We start from the raw sequence: 15,996 nt of genomic DNA, 5'->3' as shown, positions 1-15,996 counted from the left end.
GCGGGGCCGGACGGCCGGCGGGGACCTCCCGGCCGGCGGCGGGGCCCCACCGACCCCGACGATCGAGCGGAGCAGCAGTGAGCGAGACGACGAACGACGTGACCCCGGAGCCGCGCACCGTGGTGGTCACCGGCGCGAACCGCGGCATCGGCCGCGCGATCGCGGAACGCTTCGTCGCCCAGGGCGACCGGGTGGCGACCATCTATCGGGGCGGCGACCTGCCCGAGGGCGTCTTCGGCGCCGTCGCCGACGTGCGCGACTCCGACGCCGTGGACGCCGCCTTCACCCGGATCGAGGCCGAGCTCGGACCGGTCGAGGTGCTCGTCGCGAACGCCGGCGTGACCAAGGACGGTCTCCTGCTGCGCATGCGGGACGAGGAATTCACGGACGTCCTCGACGTCAACCTCACGGGCACCTTCCGGTGCGTGCGACGCGCCTCCAAGGGCATGATCCGGCTGCGCCGCGGCCGCATCGTCCTCATCTCGTCCGTCGTCGGGCTGTACGGCGGACCCGGCCAGGTCAACTACGCGTCCTCCAAGGCCGCGCTCGTCGGCATGGCCCGCTCCATCACGCGCGAGCTCGGCGCCCGCGGGATCACGGCGAACGTCGTGGCCCCCGGCTTCATCGAGACCGCGATGACCGCGGAGCTCACCGACGCCCGGCAGACCGAGATCAAGGCGCAGATCCCCGCGGCCCGCTACGGCACCGCGCAGGAGGTCGCGGGCGTCGTCGCGTTCCTCGCCTCGGACGACGCGGCCTACGTCAACGGCGCGGTGATCCCCGTCGACGGCGGCCTCGGCATGGGCCACTGAACCACCCCGAACCTCCTCGACCCGCCCGGCCGGGCACGCCCCGGTACGCTCAGGTCGAGCCCTCTGTAGAAAGGACACCGATGGGCCTGCTCGACGGCAAGAAGATCCTCGTGACGGGAGTCCTCACGGACGCCTCGATCGCGTTCCAGGCTGCGCGTCTCGCGCAGGAGGAGGGCGCCACCGTCCTGCTCACCTCGTTCGGCCGCCAGGCCAAGCTGACGCAGGCGATCGCCAAGCGCCTGCCCGCCGAGGCGCCGGTGCTCCAGCTCGACGTGCAGAGCCAGGAGGACCTCGACAACCTCGACGCCGCAGTGCGCGAGCACGTCGACTCGCTCGACGGCGTCGTGCACTCGATCGGGTTCGCGCCCCAGTCCGTGATGGGCGGGAACTTCCTCGCGGCCGAGTGGGCCGACGTCGCGACCGCGCTGGAGATCTCGGCGTTCTCGCTGAAGTCCCTCGCCGTGGCGACGCAGCAGCTCCTCAAGGACGGCACCCCCGGTGGCTCGGTCGTGGGCCTCACGTTCGACGCGACGCTCGCGTGGCCGGTCTACGACTGGATGGGCGTCGCGAAGGCGGCCTTCGAGTCGACCGCGCGCTACCTCGCCCGCGACCTCGGCCCCGACAACATCCGCGTCAACCTCGTGTCGGCCGGGCCGATCAAGACGGTCGCCGCGAAGTCGATCCCCGGCTTCGAGAAGCTCGACGCCGAGTGGCCCGAGCGTGCCCCGCTCGGCTGGGACAACTCGACCGCCGAGCCCGCGGGCCGTGCGATCGCGGCGCTCCTGTCCGACTGGTTCCCCGCGACCACGGGCGAGATCGTGCACGTGGACGGCGGCTTCCACGCGATGGGCTCCTGAGTGAGGTCCGCCGCGTGACGGGCACCGCGCCCCACGAGACGACGCGCGCCACCGACGCCCCGGCCGGGTCGTCCGGTGACGCGCGTCGTCTCGTCCTGCTCCGCCACGCCAAGGCGGAGCCCGCCGGGTCCAGCCCTGACCACGCGCGCCCGCTGGCGCTGCACGGCAGGGCGCAGGCGACCCAGGTCGGGCAGACGCTCACGGCGTCCGGGCTCGTGCCCGACGTGGTGCTCTGCTCGTCCGCGCTGCGGACCCGGCAGACGTGGGACCTGGTCGCCGGCCGGCTGCCCGCCGCGCCGAGCGTGACCGTCGACGACGCCCTCTACGAGCTCACCGTCCGCGGCCTGCTCGCGGTCGTGCGCGAGCTGCCGGACACGGCCCGGACGGTGCTCGTCGTCGGCCACGAGCCGACCATGGGGGCGGGGTCGGCGTTCTTCGCCGGTCCGGGCTCCGAGGCGGGATCGCTGGCGCTCGCTCGTGTCGGGCTGCCGACGGGCGGCTACGGGCTGCTCGAGGCCGACGCCCCGTGGTCCGACTGGGACCGCGGGACCGCGATCCTGCGCTACGCCGGACGCCCCGCCGCCTGAGGGTCGAACCGCACCCGGCGGCCCTCGGAGACCACGTCGGCGACGCCGGCGACACGCGGCTTGGAGCGTGAGGACCTGGCGCGTGGGCAGGCGGCTCGTGTTCCTACCGGTCCGCGTCGGCGGCGTCCACGACATCGAGGACCTCGTCGAGGCGCCCGTCGACGGCGTAGGGCGCCTGCTCCTTGACGACGGGCTTGGCGCGGAACGCGATCCCGATCCCGGCCGCACCGATCATGTCGAGGTCGTTCGCTCCGTCCCCGACGGCGACGGTGTCCGCCATCGGGATGTCGAGGTCGGCCGCGAGCTCGCGCAGGGACCGCTCCTTCGCGGCGCGGTCGATCACGGGGCCGACGGTGCGGCCGGTGAGGCGCCCGCCGGAGACCTCGAGCCGGTTCGCGCGGAAGAGGTCGATGTCGAGCGCTCGGGCGAGCGGCTCGACGACCTCGGCGAACCCGCCGGACACGAGCGCCACGACCCAGCCGCGCCGGTGCGCCTCGGCGACGAGCTCGCGCGCGCCGGGCGTGTGCGTCGCCGACGCCCGGACGTCGTCGAGCGCGGAGACCGGGACCCCTCGAGCGTCGCCACGCGCTCGCGCAGCGACGCCGCGAAGTCCAGCTCGCCGCGCATCGCCCGCTCGGTCACCGCGGCGACCTGCTCGCGCGTGCCCGCGTGGTCCGCGATGAGCTCGATGACCTCCTGCTCGATGAACGTCGAGTCGACGTCCATCACGAGGAGGCGGCGACGGTGGGCGGTCTCGGGCACGGCTCGGGCTCCTCGGGTACTCGGCGACTAGTCGACGACCGTCCCCTTCGGGACGACCGTGATGCCGGACGCCGTCACGGTGAACCCGCGGGCGCGGTCGGCGTCCGGGTCGAGACCGATGCGCGCCCGCGCGCCCACGACGACGTTCTTGTCGAGGATCGCGCGATGCACCTGCGCGTGGCGGTGCACCTGGACGCCGTCCATCAGGACGCTGTCCGACACGGACGACCACGAGTGTAGGTGGACGCCGGGGGACAGCACCGAGCCGACCACCGTGGCGCCCGAGACGAGCACGCCCGGCGAGACGATCGAGTCCGCCGCGTGGCCGAGGCGGCCCGGGCCGGCGTGCACGAACTTCGCGGGCGGCAGGCCCGTGTAGCCCGTGTAGAGGGGCCACTCGTCGTTGTAGAGGTTGAAGACCGGGTTGATCGAGATGAGGTCCTTGTTCGCGTCGAAGTACGCGTCGATCGTCCCGACGTCGCGCCAGTAGTTCCGGTCGCGGTCCGTCGACCCGGGCACGTCGTTGTCGATGAAGTCGTACACGCCCGCCGTCCCGCGCTCCACGAACCAGGGCACGATGTCGCCGCCCATGTCGTGCGCGGAGTCGTCGTTCGCGGCGTCGCGGGTCACGGCGTCGACGAGCGCGTCCGCGTTCGCGACGTAGTTGCCCATCGACGCGAGGACCTCGCCGGGGAGTCGGCCAGCCCGACCGGGTTGGTCGGCTTCTCGAGGAACGCACGGATGCGTCCGGGGCGGTCGGGGTCGACGTCGATCACGCCGAACTGGTCCGCGAGCGCGATCGGCTGGCGGATCCCCGCGACCGTGAACTCGGCCCCCGAGGCCACGTGGGCGTCGACCATCTGCGAGAAGTCCATCCGGTACACGTGGTCGGCGCCGACCACGACCACGATGTCGGGGCGCTCGTCCTCGATGATGTTGAGGCACTGGTAGATCGCGTCCGCGCTGCCGAGGTACCAGTGCTTGCCGACGCGCTGCTGCGCGGGCACCGGCGCCACGTAGTTGCCGAGCAGCGTGGACATGCGCCACGTCTTGGCGACGTGCCGGTCCAAGCTGTGCGACTTGTACTGCGTGAGCACGATCACGTGCAGGTAGTGCGAGTTGATGACGTTGGACAGCGCGAAGTCGACCAACCGGTAGATCCCCCGAAGGGGACCGCGGGCTTGGCCCGCTGGGCCGTCAGGGGCATCAGTCGCTTGCCCTCGCCGCCGGCGAGGACGATCGCGAGGACTCGCTTCGTCGCCATGGCTGCACCCTACGGTCTTTCCTGCGGCGACGTGCGCCGACTCGGCCGCCGCGTACGACGGCACGCTAGGTTGTCGCCATGCGCGTCGACCTGCTGTCCCGTGAGTACCCGCCGAACGTCTACGGCGGCGCCGGCGTGCACGTGGCCGAGCTCTCGCGGGTGCTCGCCCGCAGGCTCGACGTGCGCGTCCACGCGTTCGGGCCCGGGGATCCCCTCGGGGCTCCCGCGCCGGCGGGACCGGGCGAGCCCGTCGTCACGCGCTACGGGGTGCCGGCCGAGCTCGCGGGAGGCGATGCGGCGCTCGCCACGTTCGGGGTCGACCTCCAGATGGCGGGCGACCTCGCCGGGAGCGACCTCGTGCACTCCCACACCTGGTACGCGAACCTCGCCGGCCACCTGGGGTCGCTCCTGACCGGGGCGCCGCACGTGCTGTCGGCGCACTCGCTCGAGCCGCTGCGGCCGTGGAAGGCCGAGCAGCTCGGCGGCGGCTACGCGCTGTCGAGCTGGGCCGAGCGGACGGCCTACGAGTCGGCCGCCGGCGTCGTCGCCGTGAGCGCGGGCATGCGCGCGGACATCCTGCGGGTGTATCCCGCCGTCGACCCGGCGCGCGTCCACGTCGTGCACAACGGGATCGACCTGGACGGCTGGCAGCGGCCGGGCACGCCTGAGGAGGTCGCGGCGGCACGGGCCACCGTCGAGCGGCTCGGGATCGACCCCGACCGGCCCACGGTCGTGTTCGTCGGCCGCATCACCCGCCAGAAGGGGCTGCCCTACCTGCTCCGCGCGGCCGAACGCCTCGCGCCCGAGGTCCAGCTCGTCCTGTGCGCCGGCGCTCCCGACACGCCCGAGATCGCCGCGGAGGTCTCGTCCGCCGTCGCCCGCCTCGCGACCGAGCGCACGGGCGTCGTCTGGATCGAGCAGATGCTGCCGCGCGACGAGCTCGTCGCCGTGCTCGCGGCGTCCACGGTGTTCGTCTGCCCGTCCGTGTACGAGCCCCTCGGCATCGTGAACCTGGAGGCCATGGCCGTCGGCCTGCCCGTGGTCGGCTCTGCGACCGGGGGTATCCCCGAGGTCGTCGACGACGGCGTGACCGGGCTCCTCGTCCCGCTCGACCAGGCGGACGACGGCACGGGCACCCCGCTCGACCCCGAGCGGTTCGTGACGGACCTCGCCGACGCGCTGACCGCCGTCGTCCTCGACCCGGAGCGTGCCGCGGCCATGGGGCGGGCCGCGCGCCGGCGCGTCGAGGAGCACTTCTCGTGGGACGCGATCGCGGGCCGCACCGTCGCCGTCTACGAGCAGGTCCTCGAGGGGGCGCGGTGAGCGCGCCGGCCGAGCGGGTGATCCGGGTCGCTGCCGCCGTCGTCACCGACGACGCCGGCCGCTACCTCCTGGTCCGCAAGCGCGGCACGACGGCGTTCATGCAGCCGGGCGGCAAGATCGAGCCCGGCGAGGACCCCCGCGCCGCGCTCGTCCGCGAGCTCGCGGAGGAGATCAGCGTCGTCGTCGCGCCCGACGTGCTGGTCCCGTGGGGCACGCACCACGCGCCCGCGGCCAACGAGCCGGGCCACGCGCTCGTCGCCGAGGTCTTCGCCGTGCCGGGCGTCCTCGAGCCGCGCCCGGCCGCCGAGATCGAGGAGCACGTCTGGGTGGACCCGGCCGCGCCGGGTGCCGTCGAGCTCGCTCCGCTCACGCGCGACCTGCTCCGCGCCGCGACCCGATCGCCGACGTAGGCCTCCGGGAGGCCTCCGTCGCGAGGTAGTAGGGCGGCCGGTGTACCTCGCGGTCAGCGGAGGTGGAACGTCGCCGCCTCGAGCGCCCGACGCGCGGCCTCGCCCACCTGGTGCAGGGCGGCGCCGCGCTGGTCCGACTGCCACACGTTGACGGCGCCACCGTCGTCGACGGTCGCGAGCTGGACGATGGTCCGCAGCCGGACCGCCTGGGACAGCGCGCGCACCCGGCGCGGGTCGAGGGCCGCGGGCACGCTCGCGCCCAGGTCGACGGGGCCGCGGAGCCGGGCGATGGTGTCGGCGGCGTCCTCGCGCCAGCTCGCGACGTCGAGCGAGTCGAGCGCCTCCGTCGCCGTGACGAGGGCCGCGCGCAGCTCCCGCTCGGCGTCCTCGACCGTCCCGACGGCGCCGAGCACGCGGGTCTGCCAGGGGTCGACCTCCACCACGTCCCACCGGACGAGGTGGCCCGGTTCGAAGTCGCTGCCGAACCGCCGGACCTCGGGGACGGCCGCGAACGCGCGGCCACGGAGCTCCACGAGGACGCACTCGCCCGTCTCGACGGCCGCGTGCGAGACGGCCGCGGGGACGGCGGCCGCCCGCCCCGCCTCCGGCAGGAGCGCCACGACGGCGTCGGCCCCGGACCATGCGGCGAGCAGCGTGCCGACGCCGTTCGGCGGGCCGTCGGCGTCTCGGGCGGCGCGCTCGTCCTCCGGGTCGAGTCCTGCGACCTCGTGGGGCTCGTCGTCGCCCTGGACGAGCCGTGCGGCCCGGGTCCGAGAGGCGGTGTCGCGCGGCCCGAGGGCCAGCCAGAGCGCGAGGAGCGTGCTCCTCGCGAGGGCGGGTGGCGTGTACGGATCCATCGCGCCCAACCTATAGGGTCGGATGCCATGAGCTGGGTTCTGGACCTGTCCGACATCACCGTCCGCCGCGGGGCCAAGACGATCCTCGACGGGGTCGACTGGAAGGTCGCGGAGGGCGAACGCTGGGTGGTCCTGGGCCGCAACGGCGCCGGCAAGACGACGCTCGTCCAGATCGCCGCGGGACGCATGCACCCGACGTCGGGCCGGGCGACGATTCTCGACCAGGAGCTCGGGAAGTCGGACCTGTTCGAGCTGCGCCCGCGCGTCGGGCTGGCGAGCGCGGCGCTCGCGGACCGGATCCCCGGCTCGGAGAGCGTGCTCGACGTCGTCCAGACGGCCGCGTACGGGGTCACGGGACGCTGGCGCGAGGCGTACGAGGAGCTCGACACCGAGCGCGCGCACGACCTCCTGAAGCTGTTCGACGTGGACCAGCTCGCGGACCGGACGTTCGGCACCCTGTCGGAGGGCGAGCGCAAGCGCGTGCAGATCGCGCGGTCGCTCATGACGGACCCGGAGCTGCTGCTCCTCGACGAGCCGGGCGCGGGTCTCGACCTGGGCGGGCGCGAGGAGCTCGTGCGCGCGCTGTCGGAGCTCGCGAGCGACCCGGCGTCCCCGGTCCTGGTGCTGGTCACGCACCACGTCGAGGAGATCCCGCCGGGCTTCACGCACCTGCTGCTGCTCAAGGACGGCGCGGTGCACAGCGCGGGGCCGCTCGAGGAGGTGCTCACGTCCGACAACCTGTCGTCGGCGTTCGGGCTGCCCCTGGTGGTCGCGCACGGCGGGGGTCGCTGGGTGGCGCGCGCCGCCCGCTGACGCGAGCTTCGACGACGCCGGAGCCCACCCGGACCGGTTGCGACGAGGGTGGTGCGCGAACGTCGGAGATTTGGTAAAGTCTGGGCAAAGGTCATAAGGTCACGCGTTCGAGGTCGAACGCACGTCGCACCGCCCGGGAGGGGACGCCATGGACTGGCTCTGGTGGATCGGAGCGGCGCTGCTGTTCGCCGTCGTCGAGGTCGTCACGCTGAGCTTCGTGCTCATCATGTTCGCGGGCGGCGCGCTCGTCGCGGCGGTCGCGAACGCCCTCGGCTGGCCGTTCTGGGTGCAGGTCGTCGTGTTCGGCGTGGTCTCGACGATCCTGCTCCTGACCTTCCGGCGGTGGCTGGTGCTCCGCTTCCACCGGTCGACGCCCCGGACCCTCACGAACGCCGACGCCCTGGTCGGGCGCGAGGCCGTCGTGCTCGCTCCGGTTTCGGAGTCGGGTGGACGCGTCAAGCTGTCCGGCGAGGTCTGGACCGCCCGCGTCCCGCGCGGTGCCCTCGAGCTCCCCACCGGTGATCACGTCCGTGTCGTGCGGATCGAGGGCGCGACCGCGGTCGTCGAGCCGCTCGCGCTCGGCACCGGGACCGCCGACCCTGCCACGGCCGGAGGCGCGTGACCGCGGCCCGCCGTCCGTCCTCGACCGCTCGACCCCGCTCGCACGAGAACACGGAAGGACCTGCATGAACAACGACCCCTCGGCCGGGACGATCGTCGCCTGGATCGTCATCGCCCTCGTCGCGATCTTCGTGATCGTCTCCCTGGTCAAGGCGGTACGCATCGTGCCGCAGGCCGTCTCGCTCATCGTCGAGCGGCTGGGCCGCTACTCGCGGACCCTCGACGCCGGCTTCCACCTGCTGGTGCCCTACGTCGACCGCGTCCGCGCGGGCGTCGACCTGCGCGAGCAGGTCGTGTCCTTCCCACCACAGCCGGTGATCACGAGCGACAACCTCGTGGTCAGCATCGACACGGTCATCTACTTCCAGGTGACCAACCCGAAGGCCGCGGTCTACGAGATCGCGAACTACATCACGGCGATCGAGCAGCTCACCGTGACCACGCTCCGTAACGTGATCGGCTCGATGGACCTCGAGCAGACCCTCACCAGCCGTGACCAGATCAACGGGCAGCTGCGCGGCGTGCTCGACGAGGCCACGGGCAAGTGGGGCATCCGCGTCAACCGCGTCGAGCTCAAGTCGATCGACCCGCCCGCGTCGGTGCAGGGCTCGATGGAGCAGCAGATGCGCGCCGAGCGTGACCGTCGCGCCACGATCCTCACGGCCGAGGGCGTCAAGCAGTCCCAGATCCTCACGGCCGAGGGCGAGAAGCAGTCGAACATCCTGCGGGCCGAGGGCCAGGCGCAGGCCGCGATCCTGCGGGCCGAGGGTGAGGCGCGCGCGATCCTCCAGGTCTTCGACGCCATCCACGAGGGTGACGCCGACCCCAAGCTGCTCGCGTACCAGTACCTGCAGATGCTGCCGCAGATCGCGAACGGCACGGCGAGCAAGCTGTGGGTCGTGCCGACCGAGTTCACGGCCGCGCTCGGCTCGATCGCCAAGGGCTTCGGCGGCGACGGCGGCCCGGTCGGGCCCGGGGCGGACCCGACGAGGGCGGCCCCGAGGGCCGCGCCCCGCGCCCGCGCGTCGAGCGGGAGCGTCCGGCGCTCGGCGAGCAGGCGCTCACGGACCCGGCGGAGGCGCTGGCCGAGGCCCGGCGCCAGGCCGAGGCCGCGACGGCCGACGCGACCAGCGCCGGGACGCAGTCCGGCGTGCCGTTCGACCCGGGGGCCGAGCGTGGCCAGCGCCCCGGTGGCGGGACGGTGCCGCCTGCGTCGCCCGGGCAGCGCGGGGTCGATCCTCGTCCCCTCGGCGGCGCGACGCCGCCGCCGGCACCGCCGGCCGACCCCGGTACGGACGGTCCGGCCGGACCGCCGGCGCCCGACGCCCCCAGCAGTGACGGCTCGCCGCTAGCCCGAAGCCTCTCGAACGCCGTCTTGCACGCTCAGCCGAGCGATGCGAGGCGGCGTTCGAGGTACCGGCGGGCGGGCAGGTCGGTCGTCAGGTCGACGGCGCGGGCGAACGCGACGCGGGCGGACGCGTCGTCGCCGGCCGCGGCGAGCAGGTCAGCGCGGGTCGCCCAGTAGGGCTGATAGGCCCGGCAGGCTCCGGCGAGGTCGTCGAGCAGGTCGAGTCCGGCGCGGGGACCCTCGACCTGCGCGGCCGTCGCCGCGAGGGCGACCCGGGCGCCCAGGGTCGGCGCCACGTCGACCAGCGCCCGGTGGAGCCGCAGGACGGCGTGCCGGTCCGTGCGGCCGGTGCGGGCCCGGGCGCAGTGGGCGGACTGGACGGCCGCCTCGAGCTGGAACCGTCCGGGCGTGCCGCGGTCGTGGGCGCGGTGCAGCAAGCTTTCGCCCTGCCCGATCAGCCGCGCGTCCCACAGGCGCACGTCCTGCTCGTCGAGCGGGACCTGCACGCCGTCCACGACCCGGGCAGCCAGCCTGGCGGAGGACAGGCACAGGAGGGCCGCGAGACCGAGCGCCTCGGCGTCGTCGAGCAGGGTCGCGAGGAGGAGCGCGAGCTCGCGGGCCTCGACGGCGAGCGACTCGCGCACGTGCGGTCCGGCGGTCCGGGACCACTCGACCGTGTAGGCGCCGTAGACGGCCTCGAGGACGGGCGGGAGGCGGCGGGGGAGCTCGTCGCGGCGCGGCACACGGAAGGGGATGCGGGCGTCGCGGATGCGCCGCTTGGCCCGGACGAGGCGCTGCGCCATGGTCGCCGCCGGCACCGCGAACGCCGCCGCCACGCGGGCGGCCTCGACCCCGAGGACGACCGTCTGGAGCATGAGCGGCGCCCGGACGGCCGGGTCGATCGCCGGGTGGGCGCACACGAACAGCAGCTCGAGGCGGCGGTCGGGCAGCGCGTCGGGGTCGACGTCGTCGGGACCGGGGTCCGGCGCGGCAGGCGCGACGGCCTCGTCGAGCGGCCAGGACGTCCGGCGGGCGGCGGAGCCGAGGAGGTCGAGTGCCCGGCGACGCGCGACGCGGTGGAGCCACCCCGCCGGGTTGCCGGGCGCGCCGTCCGTCGGCCAGGTGCGCACGGCGCGCTCGACGGCGTCGGCGAGTGCGTCCTCCGCGAGGGTCAGGTCGAGGGTACCCATGCGCCGGACTCCACGTAGGTGGCGCTCGGCCGGACCTCGACGTGGCCCCACGCCACCGAGGGCGCCTTCTCGGCCCAGGCGAGGGCCGCGTCGAGGTCGGGCACCTCGATCACGAACTGGCCTCCGAGCTGCTCGTGCGTGTCGACGAACGGGCCGTCCTGGACGCGCAGCGTGCCGTCTGCGGCGGTGAGCGTCGTGGTGGCCGAGGACGGCTGCCAGACCTCGCCGGACACGAGCACGTTCGCGTCGTCGAGGTCGCGGGCGTAGGCCTGGAGCGCGGCCTGGCCTTCGGCGAGGGCGTCCCCGAGGTCCTCGGAGCTGCGCTCGGGGTAGTGGAGCAGGATGGCGTAGCGCATGGTGTCTCCTTCTCGTCGTGGGTGTGCTGCTACGGCCTTGTGACGATCGTGACGCCGCTCGATCGACAGCGCGCCACGGTTCGCGCGAGCGGACGGGCTCTGTTCGCTCTGGGCGAACATCCGCGCATGACATCTGTCACTTGTGAGTGAGTGCTCACTCACTTAGTGTCGGGTGTCATGACCGAGACCGACACGGGCCTGGACCCGCGGGTGCGGACGGCGGGCGCCGGGATCGCGCGGAGCGGCCGAGCGGCACCGCTCCCGCCCGACGAGCGCCGCGCGGCGATCCTGCGCGCGGTGCGTCCGGTGCTCCTCGAGCGCGGAGTCGCCGCGACGACGCGCGAGCTCGCCGAGGCAGCCGGCGTCGCCGAGGGCACGCTGTTCCGCGTCTTCTCCGACAAGCTGACGCTCATCGGGCAGGCGGCCTTCGTCGCCGCGGACCCCGCCGACGCCGTCCCGGACCTCGACGCGATCGACCGGGCGCTGTCGCTGCGCGACCGGCTCGTGGCCGTGATGGAGATCGGACTCGCGCGGATCGAGACCACCATGCGGTGGATGGCCATCCTGCACGAGATCGGCCGCGTCGACCCGCGGCCGCAGGCGGAGCGCGAGACCGCGGGCCGCGAGGGCTGGGCCCAGTGGGTGCAGCGCCAGACCGAGGGCGAGGCCGAGGTGCGTGCCGCCGTCGAACGCGTCTTCGGCGCGGACCCGGGGCTGCGCGTCAGCCGCGCCCGTGCCGTCGAGCTCTTCGACGTGCTGCTCCTCGGCTCCTCCATGCGCGTGATCGACGCACGCCGGCGCGGCGTCGAGCTCGAGCCCGTCGACCCGGCCGAGCTCGTCGACCTCTTCCTCGACGGCGTCGCGCACCGCACCTGACCGTCGTCGCTCGCCCGTCTGCGACGCCCCCGAAACCGGAACCACCCCGTCCGACCTCCTTGGAGCCCCGATGCTCGTCCAACTGCTGCGGCAGTTCCTGTCCCAGTACGCGAGACCCATCGCGCTGCTGCTCGTCTTCCAGCTCGTCCAGACGATCGCCGCGCTGTACCTGCCCACCCTCAACGCCGACATCATCGACAAGGGCGTCGCCCAGGGCGACACGGGCTACATCTGGCGCGTCGGCGGCATGATGCTCATGGTCACGCTCGTCCAGGTCGCGTGCACCGTCGCCGCCGTGTTCTTCGGTGCACGGGTCGCGATGGGCTTCGGGCGCGACGTGCGCCGCGCCCAGTTCGTCCAGGTCGAGTCCTTCTCCCAGCAGGAGATCGGGACGTTCGGGGCGCCGTCCCTCATCACGCGCGCGACGAACGACGTGCAGCAGGTCCAGATGCTCGTCCTCATGAGCCTGACGATCATGGTCATGGCGCCGATCATGATGATCGGGGGCGTGATCCTCGCGCTCCAGCAGGATGTGCCCCTGTCGAGCCTGCTCCTCGTGATCGTCCCCGTGCTGGCGGTCGTCGTCGGGCTGATCATCTCGCGGATGGTGCCGTACTTCCGGGCCATGCAGAAGAAGATCGACACCATCAACGGCGTCCTGCGTGAGCAGATCTCCGGCATCCGCGTGATCCGCGCGTTCGTCACCGAGCCGCGCGAGCGCCGCCGCTTCGGCGACGCGAACACCGACCTGTACGACACGTCGGTGCGCGCGGGCCGGCTCATGGCGATGATGTTCCCCGCCGTCATGCTCGTGATGAACCTCTCGACCGTGGCGGTCATGTGGTTCGGCGGGCACCGCGTCGACTCGGGCGGCATGCAGATCGGCGCCCTCACCGCATACCTGAGCTACATCATGTACATCCTCATGGCCGTCATGATGTCGACCTTCATGTTCATGATGGTCCCGCGCGCGTCGGTCGCCGCCGAGCGCATCCGCGGCGTGCTCGACACCGACGCGTCCGTCGTCGAGCCGCTGCAGCCGCGCAAGGACACCGAGCACGCGGGCGTCGTGCGGTTCGAGCACGTCACGTTCGCCTACCCGGGTGCCGAGAAGCCCGTGCTCCACGACGTGAGCCTCGAGGCCCTCCCCGGGCGCACGACGGCGATCATCGGCTCGACCGGGTCCGGCAAGTCGACGCTGCTCAACCTCGTGCCCCGGTTGTACGACGTCACCGACGGCGCCGTCCTCGTCGACGACGTCGACGTGCGCGACCTCGCGGGCGAGGACCTGGGCTCGCTGCTCGGGCTCGTCCCCCAGAAGGCCTACCTGTTCACGGGGACGATCGCCGACAACCTGCGCTACGGCAAGCCCGACGCGACCGACGAGGAGATGTGGGCGGCGCTCGACGTCGCGCAGGCTCGGTCGTTCGTCGAGGAGCTGCCCGACGGCCTCGCGTCGCCCGTCGCGCAGGGCGGCACCAACTTCTCGGGCGGCCAGCGCCAGCGGCTCGCGATCGCGCGCGCGATCGTCCGCGACCCGCGCGTCTACCTGTTCGACGACTCGTTCTCCGCGCTCGACTACGCGACCGACGCCGCGCTCCGGGCGGCGCTCAAGCCACGGACGCGGCGCTCGACCGTGATCGTCGTCGCCCAGCGCGTCGCGACCATCCGCTACGCGGACCAGATCGTCGTCCTCGACGAGGGGCGCGTCGTCGGGACCGGCACGCACGCCGAGCTCCTCGAGACGTGCGAGACCTACCAGGAGATCGTCTACTCGCAGCTCTCGGTGGAGGAGGCAGCATGAGCGACCAGGACGCCACGAGCGAGCAGAAGAGCCCGGCGGCCGCGCCCGAGCGCCCGGCCGGCCCACGGCCCCCGCGCCGCGGGCCCGGCGGAGGCGGCGGTCCGTTCGGCGGCATGGGCATGCCCGCCGAGAAGGCGATGAACTTCGGTCCGTCGCTGCGACGGATCGCCCGGTACCTCGGCAGCGAGCGGTGGCGGGTCGCCGTCGTCGCGCTCATGACCGTCGCGTCGGTCGCGGCGGCGGTCGCCGGGCCGAAGCTGCTCGGCTCCGCCACCAACGTCATCTTCGACGGCGTGACCTCGAAGATGCTGGCCCAGTACTTCCCGGCCGGGACCACGTCCGCGCAGGCTGCCCAGGCGCTGCGCGACCAGGGCCAGAGCACGCAGGCCGGGCTCGTCGAGTCGATGAAGGACCTCGTCGTCGGGCACGGCGTCGACTTCCACAAGCTCGCCGTGATCGTCGGCTGGGTGATCGCGGTCTACGTGGCCTCGTCCGTCTTCCAGTGGATCGCGGGCCGTGTCACGACGATGGTCGTGCAGAACACGGTCCGCCGGCTGCGCGACGAGGTCGAGGCCAAGCTCCACCGCCTGCCCCTGTCCTACTTCGACAAGCAGGCGCGCGGCGAGGTCCTCTCGCGCGTCACCAACGACATCGACAACGTCGCCCAGTCCATGCAGCAGACGCTGTCGCAGCTCATCAACGCGGTGCTCACCGTCGTCGGCGTGCTCGTCGTGATGTTCTGGATCTCGCCGCTCCTCGCGGTCATCGCGCTGGCCACGGTGCCGGTCTCGGTGTGGCTCGCCACGGCGATCGCCAAGCGGTCCCAGCCCCAGTTCATCCAGCAGTGGGCGAGCACCGGGCGCCTCAACGCGCACATCGAGGAGATGTTCACGGGCCACACGCTCGTCAAGGTCTACGGGCACCAGCGCAGCGCCATCGAGGACTTCGACGCCGAGAACGACGGCCTGTACAAGGCGAGCTTCAAAGCGCAGTTCATGTCGGGCATCATCCAGCCGGCCATGGGCTTCGTCGGGAACCTCAACTACGTGCTCGTCGCCGTCGTCGGCGGGCTCAAGGTCGCCACGGGGCAGATGAGCCTCGGCGACGTGCAGGCGTTCATCCAGTACTCGCGGCAGTTCACGCAGCCGCTCACGCAGGTCGCGTCGATGATGAACCTGCTGCAGTCGGGCGTGGCGTCGGCCGAGCGCGTGTTCGAGCTGCTCGACGCCGACGAGCAGACCCCCGACCCCGTCCCGGCGGCCGAGGTGGGGCCGGTGCGCGGGCGCGTCGCGTTCGAGGATGTGTCCTTCAGCTACACGCCCGACGCGCCGCTCATCGAGCACCTCGACCTCGTCGTCGAGCCCGGCCAGACGGTCGCGATCGTCGGGCCCACCGGCGCCGGGAAGACGACGCTCGTCAACCTCGTCATGCGCTTCTACGACGTGGACGCCGGGCGGATCACGCTCGACGGCGTCGACACGCGCGACCTGACGCGCGCCGACCTGCGGTCGAACGTCGGGATGGTGCTCCAGGACACCTGGGTGTTCAAGGGCACGATCGAGGAGAACCTGCGGTACGGGATCCGCGACGGCCGGACGGTCGACGAGGCCGAGTTCCTCGCGGCCACCGAGGCGACGCACGTCGACGGGTTCGTCCGCACCCTGCCGGACGGGTACGCGACCGTGCTCGACGACGAGGGCTCGTCGGTGAGCGCGGGGAGAAGCAGCTCCTCACGATCGCCCGCGCGTTCCTCGCGGACCCGCCGATCCTCATCCTCGACGAGGCGACGAGCTCGGTCGACACCCGCACCGAGCTGCTCGTCCAGAACGCCATGAACGCGCTGCGCCAGGGCCGGACGTCGTTCGTCATCGCGCACCGCCTGTCCACGATCCGCGACGCCGACACCATCCTCGTGATGGAGCACGGCTCGATCGTCGAGCAGGGCACGCACGACGAGCTGCTCGCGGCGGGCGGCGCCTACGCGCGGCTGTACGAGAGCCAGTTCGCGGGCGCCGTCGCGGACGAGGAGGACGCCGTCGTCGGGGCGGGACCGGTGCCGCCGGCCGCCGGCTGAGCGGTCCCTGCTCCCGCCGAGCAAGCACGGACGGCGCCGAGC

The 15,996-nt window shown here is 73.2% G+C and carries 12 protein-coding genes and 4 pseudogenes; 11 read left to right on the top strand and 5 right to left on the bottom strand.

The window, feature by feature from the left end:
- Nucleotides 1–77 precede the first annotated feature (77 nt).
- The 3 genes from fabG to QQK45_RS19345 all read left to right on the top strand — a co-directional run bounded on the left by fabG (nucleotide 78) and on the right by QQK45_RS19345 (nucleotide 2,256).
- Nucleotides 78–812, top strand: coding sequence for a 3-oxoacyl-ACP reductase FabG (gene fabG, locus QQK45_RS19355; protein ID WP_284294618.1), 735 nt, complete (start codon nucleotides 78–80; stop codon nucleotides 810–812).
- An 80-nt stretch (nucleotides 813–892) separates the two neighbouring features.
- Entirely contained in the window at nucleotides 893–1,669 is a 777-nt protein-coding gene (gene fabI / locus QQK45_RS19350; RefSeq protein ID WP_284294617.1) for an enoyl-ACP reductase FabI, read from the top strand.
- 14 nt (nucleotides 1,670–1,683) lie between these two features.
- Complete coding sequence (locus QQK45_RS19345) at nucleotides 1,684–2,256, top strand: SixA phosphatase family protein (protein WP_284294616.1); 573 nt, start codon at nucleotides 1,684–1,686, stop codon at nucleotides 2,254–2,256.
- A gap of 103 nt (nucleotides 2,257–2,359) precedes the next feature.
- Here the strand turns inward: QQK45_RS19345 and serB are convergent.
- Together serB and QQK45_RS19335 are read right to left on the bottom strand one after the other, a co-directional pair.
- Nucleotides 2,360–2,982: pseudogene (serB, locus tag QQK45_RS19340) on the bottom strand (phosphoserine phosphatase SerB).
- A 63-nt stretch (nucleotides 2,983–3,045) separates the two neighbouring features.
- Nucleotides 3,046–4,282, bottom strand: a pseudogene (locus QQK45_RS19335) (glucose-1-phosphate adenylyltransferase).
- Nucleotides 4,283–4,360: 78 nt separating this feature from the next.
- Between QQK45_RS19335 and glgA the strand changes: the two are divergent.
- Complete coding sequence (gene glgA, locus QQK45_RS19330; protein WP_284294615.1) at nucleotides 4,361–5,605, top strand: glycogen synthase; 1,245 nt, start codon at nucleotides 4,361–4,363, stop codon at nucleotides 5,603–5,605.
- Nucleotides 5,602–6,015, top strand: a complete 414-nt coding sequence (locus QQK45_RS19325) for an NUDIX hydrolase (protein ID WP_284294614.1) — start codon at nucleotides 5,602–5,604, stop codon at nucleotides 6,013–6,015. Before glgA ends, QQK45_RS19325 begins: the two co-directional genes overlap by 4 nt.
- 53 nt (nucleotides 6,016–6,068) lie before the next feature.
- Here QQK45_RS19325 and QQK45_RS19320 read toward each other — a convergent pair whose 3' ends face one another.
- Entirely contained in the window at nucleotides 6,069–6,872 is an 804-nt protein-coding gene (locus QQK45_RS19320) for a hypothetical protein (protein ID WP_284294613.1), read from the bottom strand.
- A 27-nt stretch (nucleotides 6,873–6,899) separates the two neighbouring features.
- On the opposite strand from QQK45_RS19320, the gene QQK45_RS19315 reads away from it, so the two are divergent.
- The 3 genes and pseudogenes from QQK45_RS19315 to QQK45_RS19305 all read left to right on the top strand — a co-directional run.
- Nucleotides 6,900–7,685: an ABC transporter ATP-binding protein gene (locus QQK45_RS19315; protein ID WP_284294612.1), complete on the top strand. Its 786-nt coding sequence runs from the start codon at nucleotides 6,900–6,902 to the stop codon at nucleotides 7,683–7,685.
- Nucleotides 7,686–7,833: 148 nt separating this feature from the next.
- A complete protein-coding gene (locus tag QQK45_RS19310) occupies nucleotides 7,834–8,307 on the top strand; it encodes an NfeD family protein (protein ID WP_284294611.1) in 474 nt (157 codons plus the stop codon).
- A 64-nt stretch (nucleotides 8,308–8,371) separates the two neighbouring features.
- Nucleotides 8,372–9,594 (top strand): annotated as a pseudogene (locus QQK45_RS19305) (SPFH domain-containing protein); the annotation flags it as partial.
- Between the two features lie 95 nt (nucleotides 9,595–9,689).
- Here the strand turns inward: QQK45_RS19305 and QQK45_RS19300 are convergent.
- Nucleotides 9,690–10,844: an RNA polymerase sigma factor gene (locus QQK45_RS19300; protein WP_284294609.1), complete on the bottom strand. Its 1,155-nt coding sequence runs from the start codon at nucleotides 10,842–10,844 to the stop codon at nucleotides 9,690–9,692.
- A complete protein-coding gene (locus QQK45_RS19295; protein ID WP_284294608.1) occupies nucleotides 10,826–11,200 on the bottom strand; it encodes a YciI family protein in 375 nt (124 codons plus the stop codon). Before QQK45_RS19295 ends, QQK45_RS19300 begins: the two co-directional genes overlap by 19 nt.
- A 177-nt stretch (nucleotides 11,201–11,377) precedes the next feature.
- On the opposite strand from QQK45_RS19295, the gene QQK45_RS19290 reads away from it, so the two are divergent.
- The 3 genes and pseudogenes from QQK45_RS19290 (at nucleotide 11,378) to QQK45_RS19280 (ending at nucleotide 15,954) form a co-directional block, all read left to right on the top strand.
- Nucleotides 11,378–12,076 (top strand): TetR/AcrR family transcriptional regulator, encoded by a 699-nt coding sequence (locus QQK45_RS19290; protein WP_284294607.1) that lies wholly within the window; start codon nucleotides 11,378–11,380, stop codon nucleotides 12,074–12,076.
- 70 nt (nucleotides 12,077–12,146) lie between these two features.
- Nucleotides 12,147–13,880 (top strand): ABC transporter ATP-binding protein, encoded by a 1,734-nt coding sequence (locus QQK45_RS19285; RefSeq protein ID WP_284294606.1) that lies wholly within the window; start codon nucleotides 12,147–12,149, stop codon nucleotides 13,878–13,880.
- Nucleotides 13,877–15,954: pseudogene (locus QQK45_RS19280) on the top strand (ABC transporter ATP-binding protein). Before QQK45_RS19285 ends, QQK45_RS19280 begins: the two are co-directional and overlap by 4 nt.
- Nucleotides 15,955–15,996: the final 42 nt, after the last annotated feature.

Origin of the sequence: Luteimicrobium album, from assembly GCF_030161555.1 — a bacterium.
Taxonomy (GTDB): domain Bacteria; phylum Actinomycetota; class Actinomycetes; order Actinomycetales; family Cellulomonadaceae; genus Luteimicrobium; species Luteimicrobium album.
Note: the sequence above shows the minus strand (reverse complement) of the source record. Positions and strands in the feature narration are given on the sequence as shown.

Excerpts from the sequence above, each read along its gene's own strand:
- QQK45_RS19315 (WP_284294612.1), top strand. The coding sequence starts at position 6,900 with ATGAGCTGGGTTCTGGACCTGTCCGACATCACCGTCCGCCGCGGGGCC.
- QQK45_RS19290 (WP_284294607.1), top strand. The coding sequence starts at position 11,378 with ATGACCGAGACCGACACGGGCCTGGACCCGCGGGTGCGGACGGCGGGC.
- QQK45_RS19310 (WP_284294611.1), top strand. The coding sequence starts at position 7,834 with ATGGACTGGCTCTGGTGGATCGGAGCGGCGCTGCTGTTCGCCGTCGTC.
- QQK45_RS19320 (WP_284294613.1), bottom strand. The coding sequence starts at position 6,872 with ATGGATCCGTACACGCCACCCGCCCTCGCGAGGAGCACGCTCCTCGCG.
- QQK45_RS19295 (WP_284294608.1), bottom strand. The coding sequence starts at position 11,200 with ATGCGCTACGCCATCCTGCTCCACTACCCCGAGCGCAGCTCCGAGGAC.
- glgA (WP_284294615.1), top strand. The coding sequence starts at position 4,361 with ATGCGCGTCGACCTGCTGTCCCGTGAGTACCCGCCGAACGTCTACGGC.
- QQK45_RS19300 (WP_284294609.1), bottom strand. The coding sequence starts at position 10,844 with ATGGGTACCCTCGACCTGACCCTCGCGGAGGACGCACTCGCCGACGCC.
- QQK45_RS19285 (WP_284294606.1), top strand. The coding sequence starts at position 12,147 with ATGCTCGTCCAACTGCTGCGGCAGTTCCTGTCCCAGTACGCGAGACCC.
- fabI (WP_284294617.1), top strand. The coding sequence starts at position 893 with ATGGGCCTGCTCGACGGCAAGAAGATCCTCGTGACGGGAGTCCTCACG.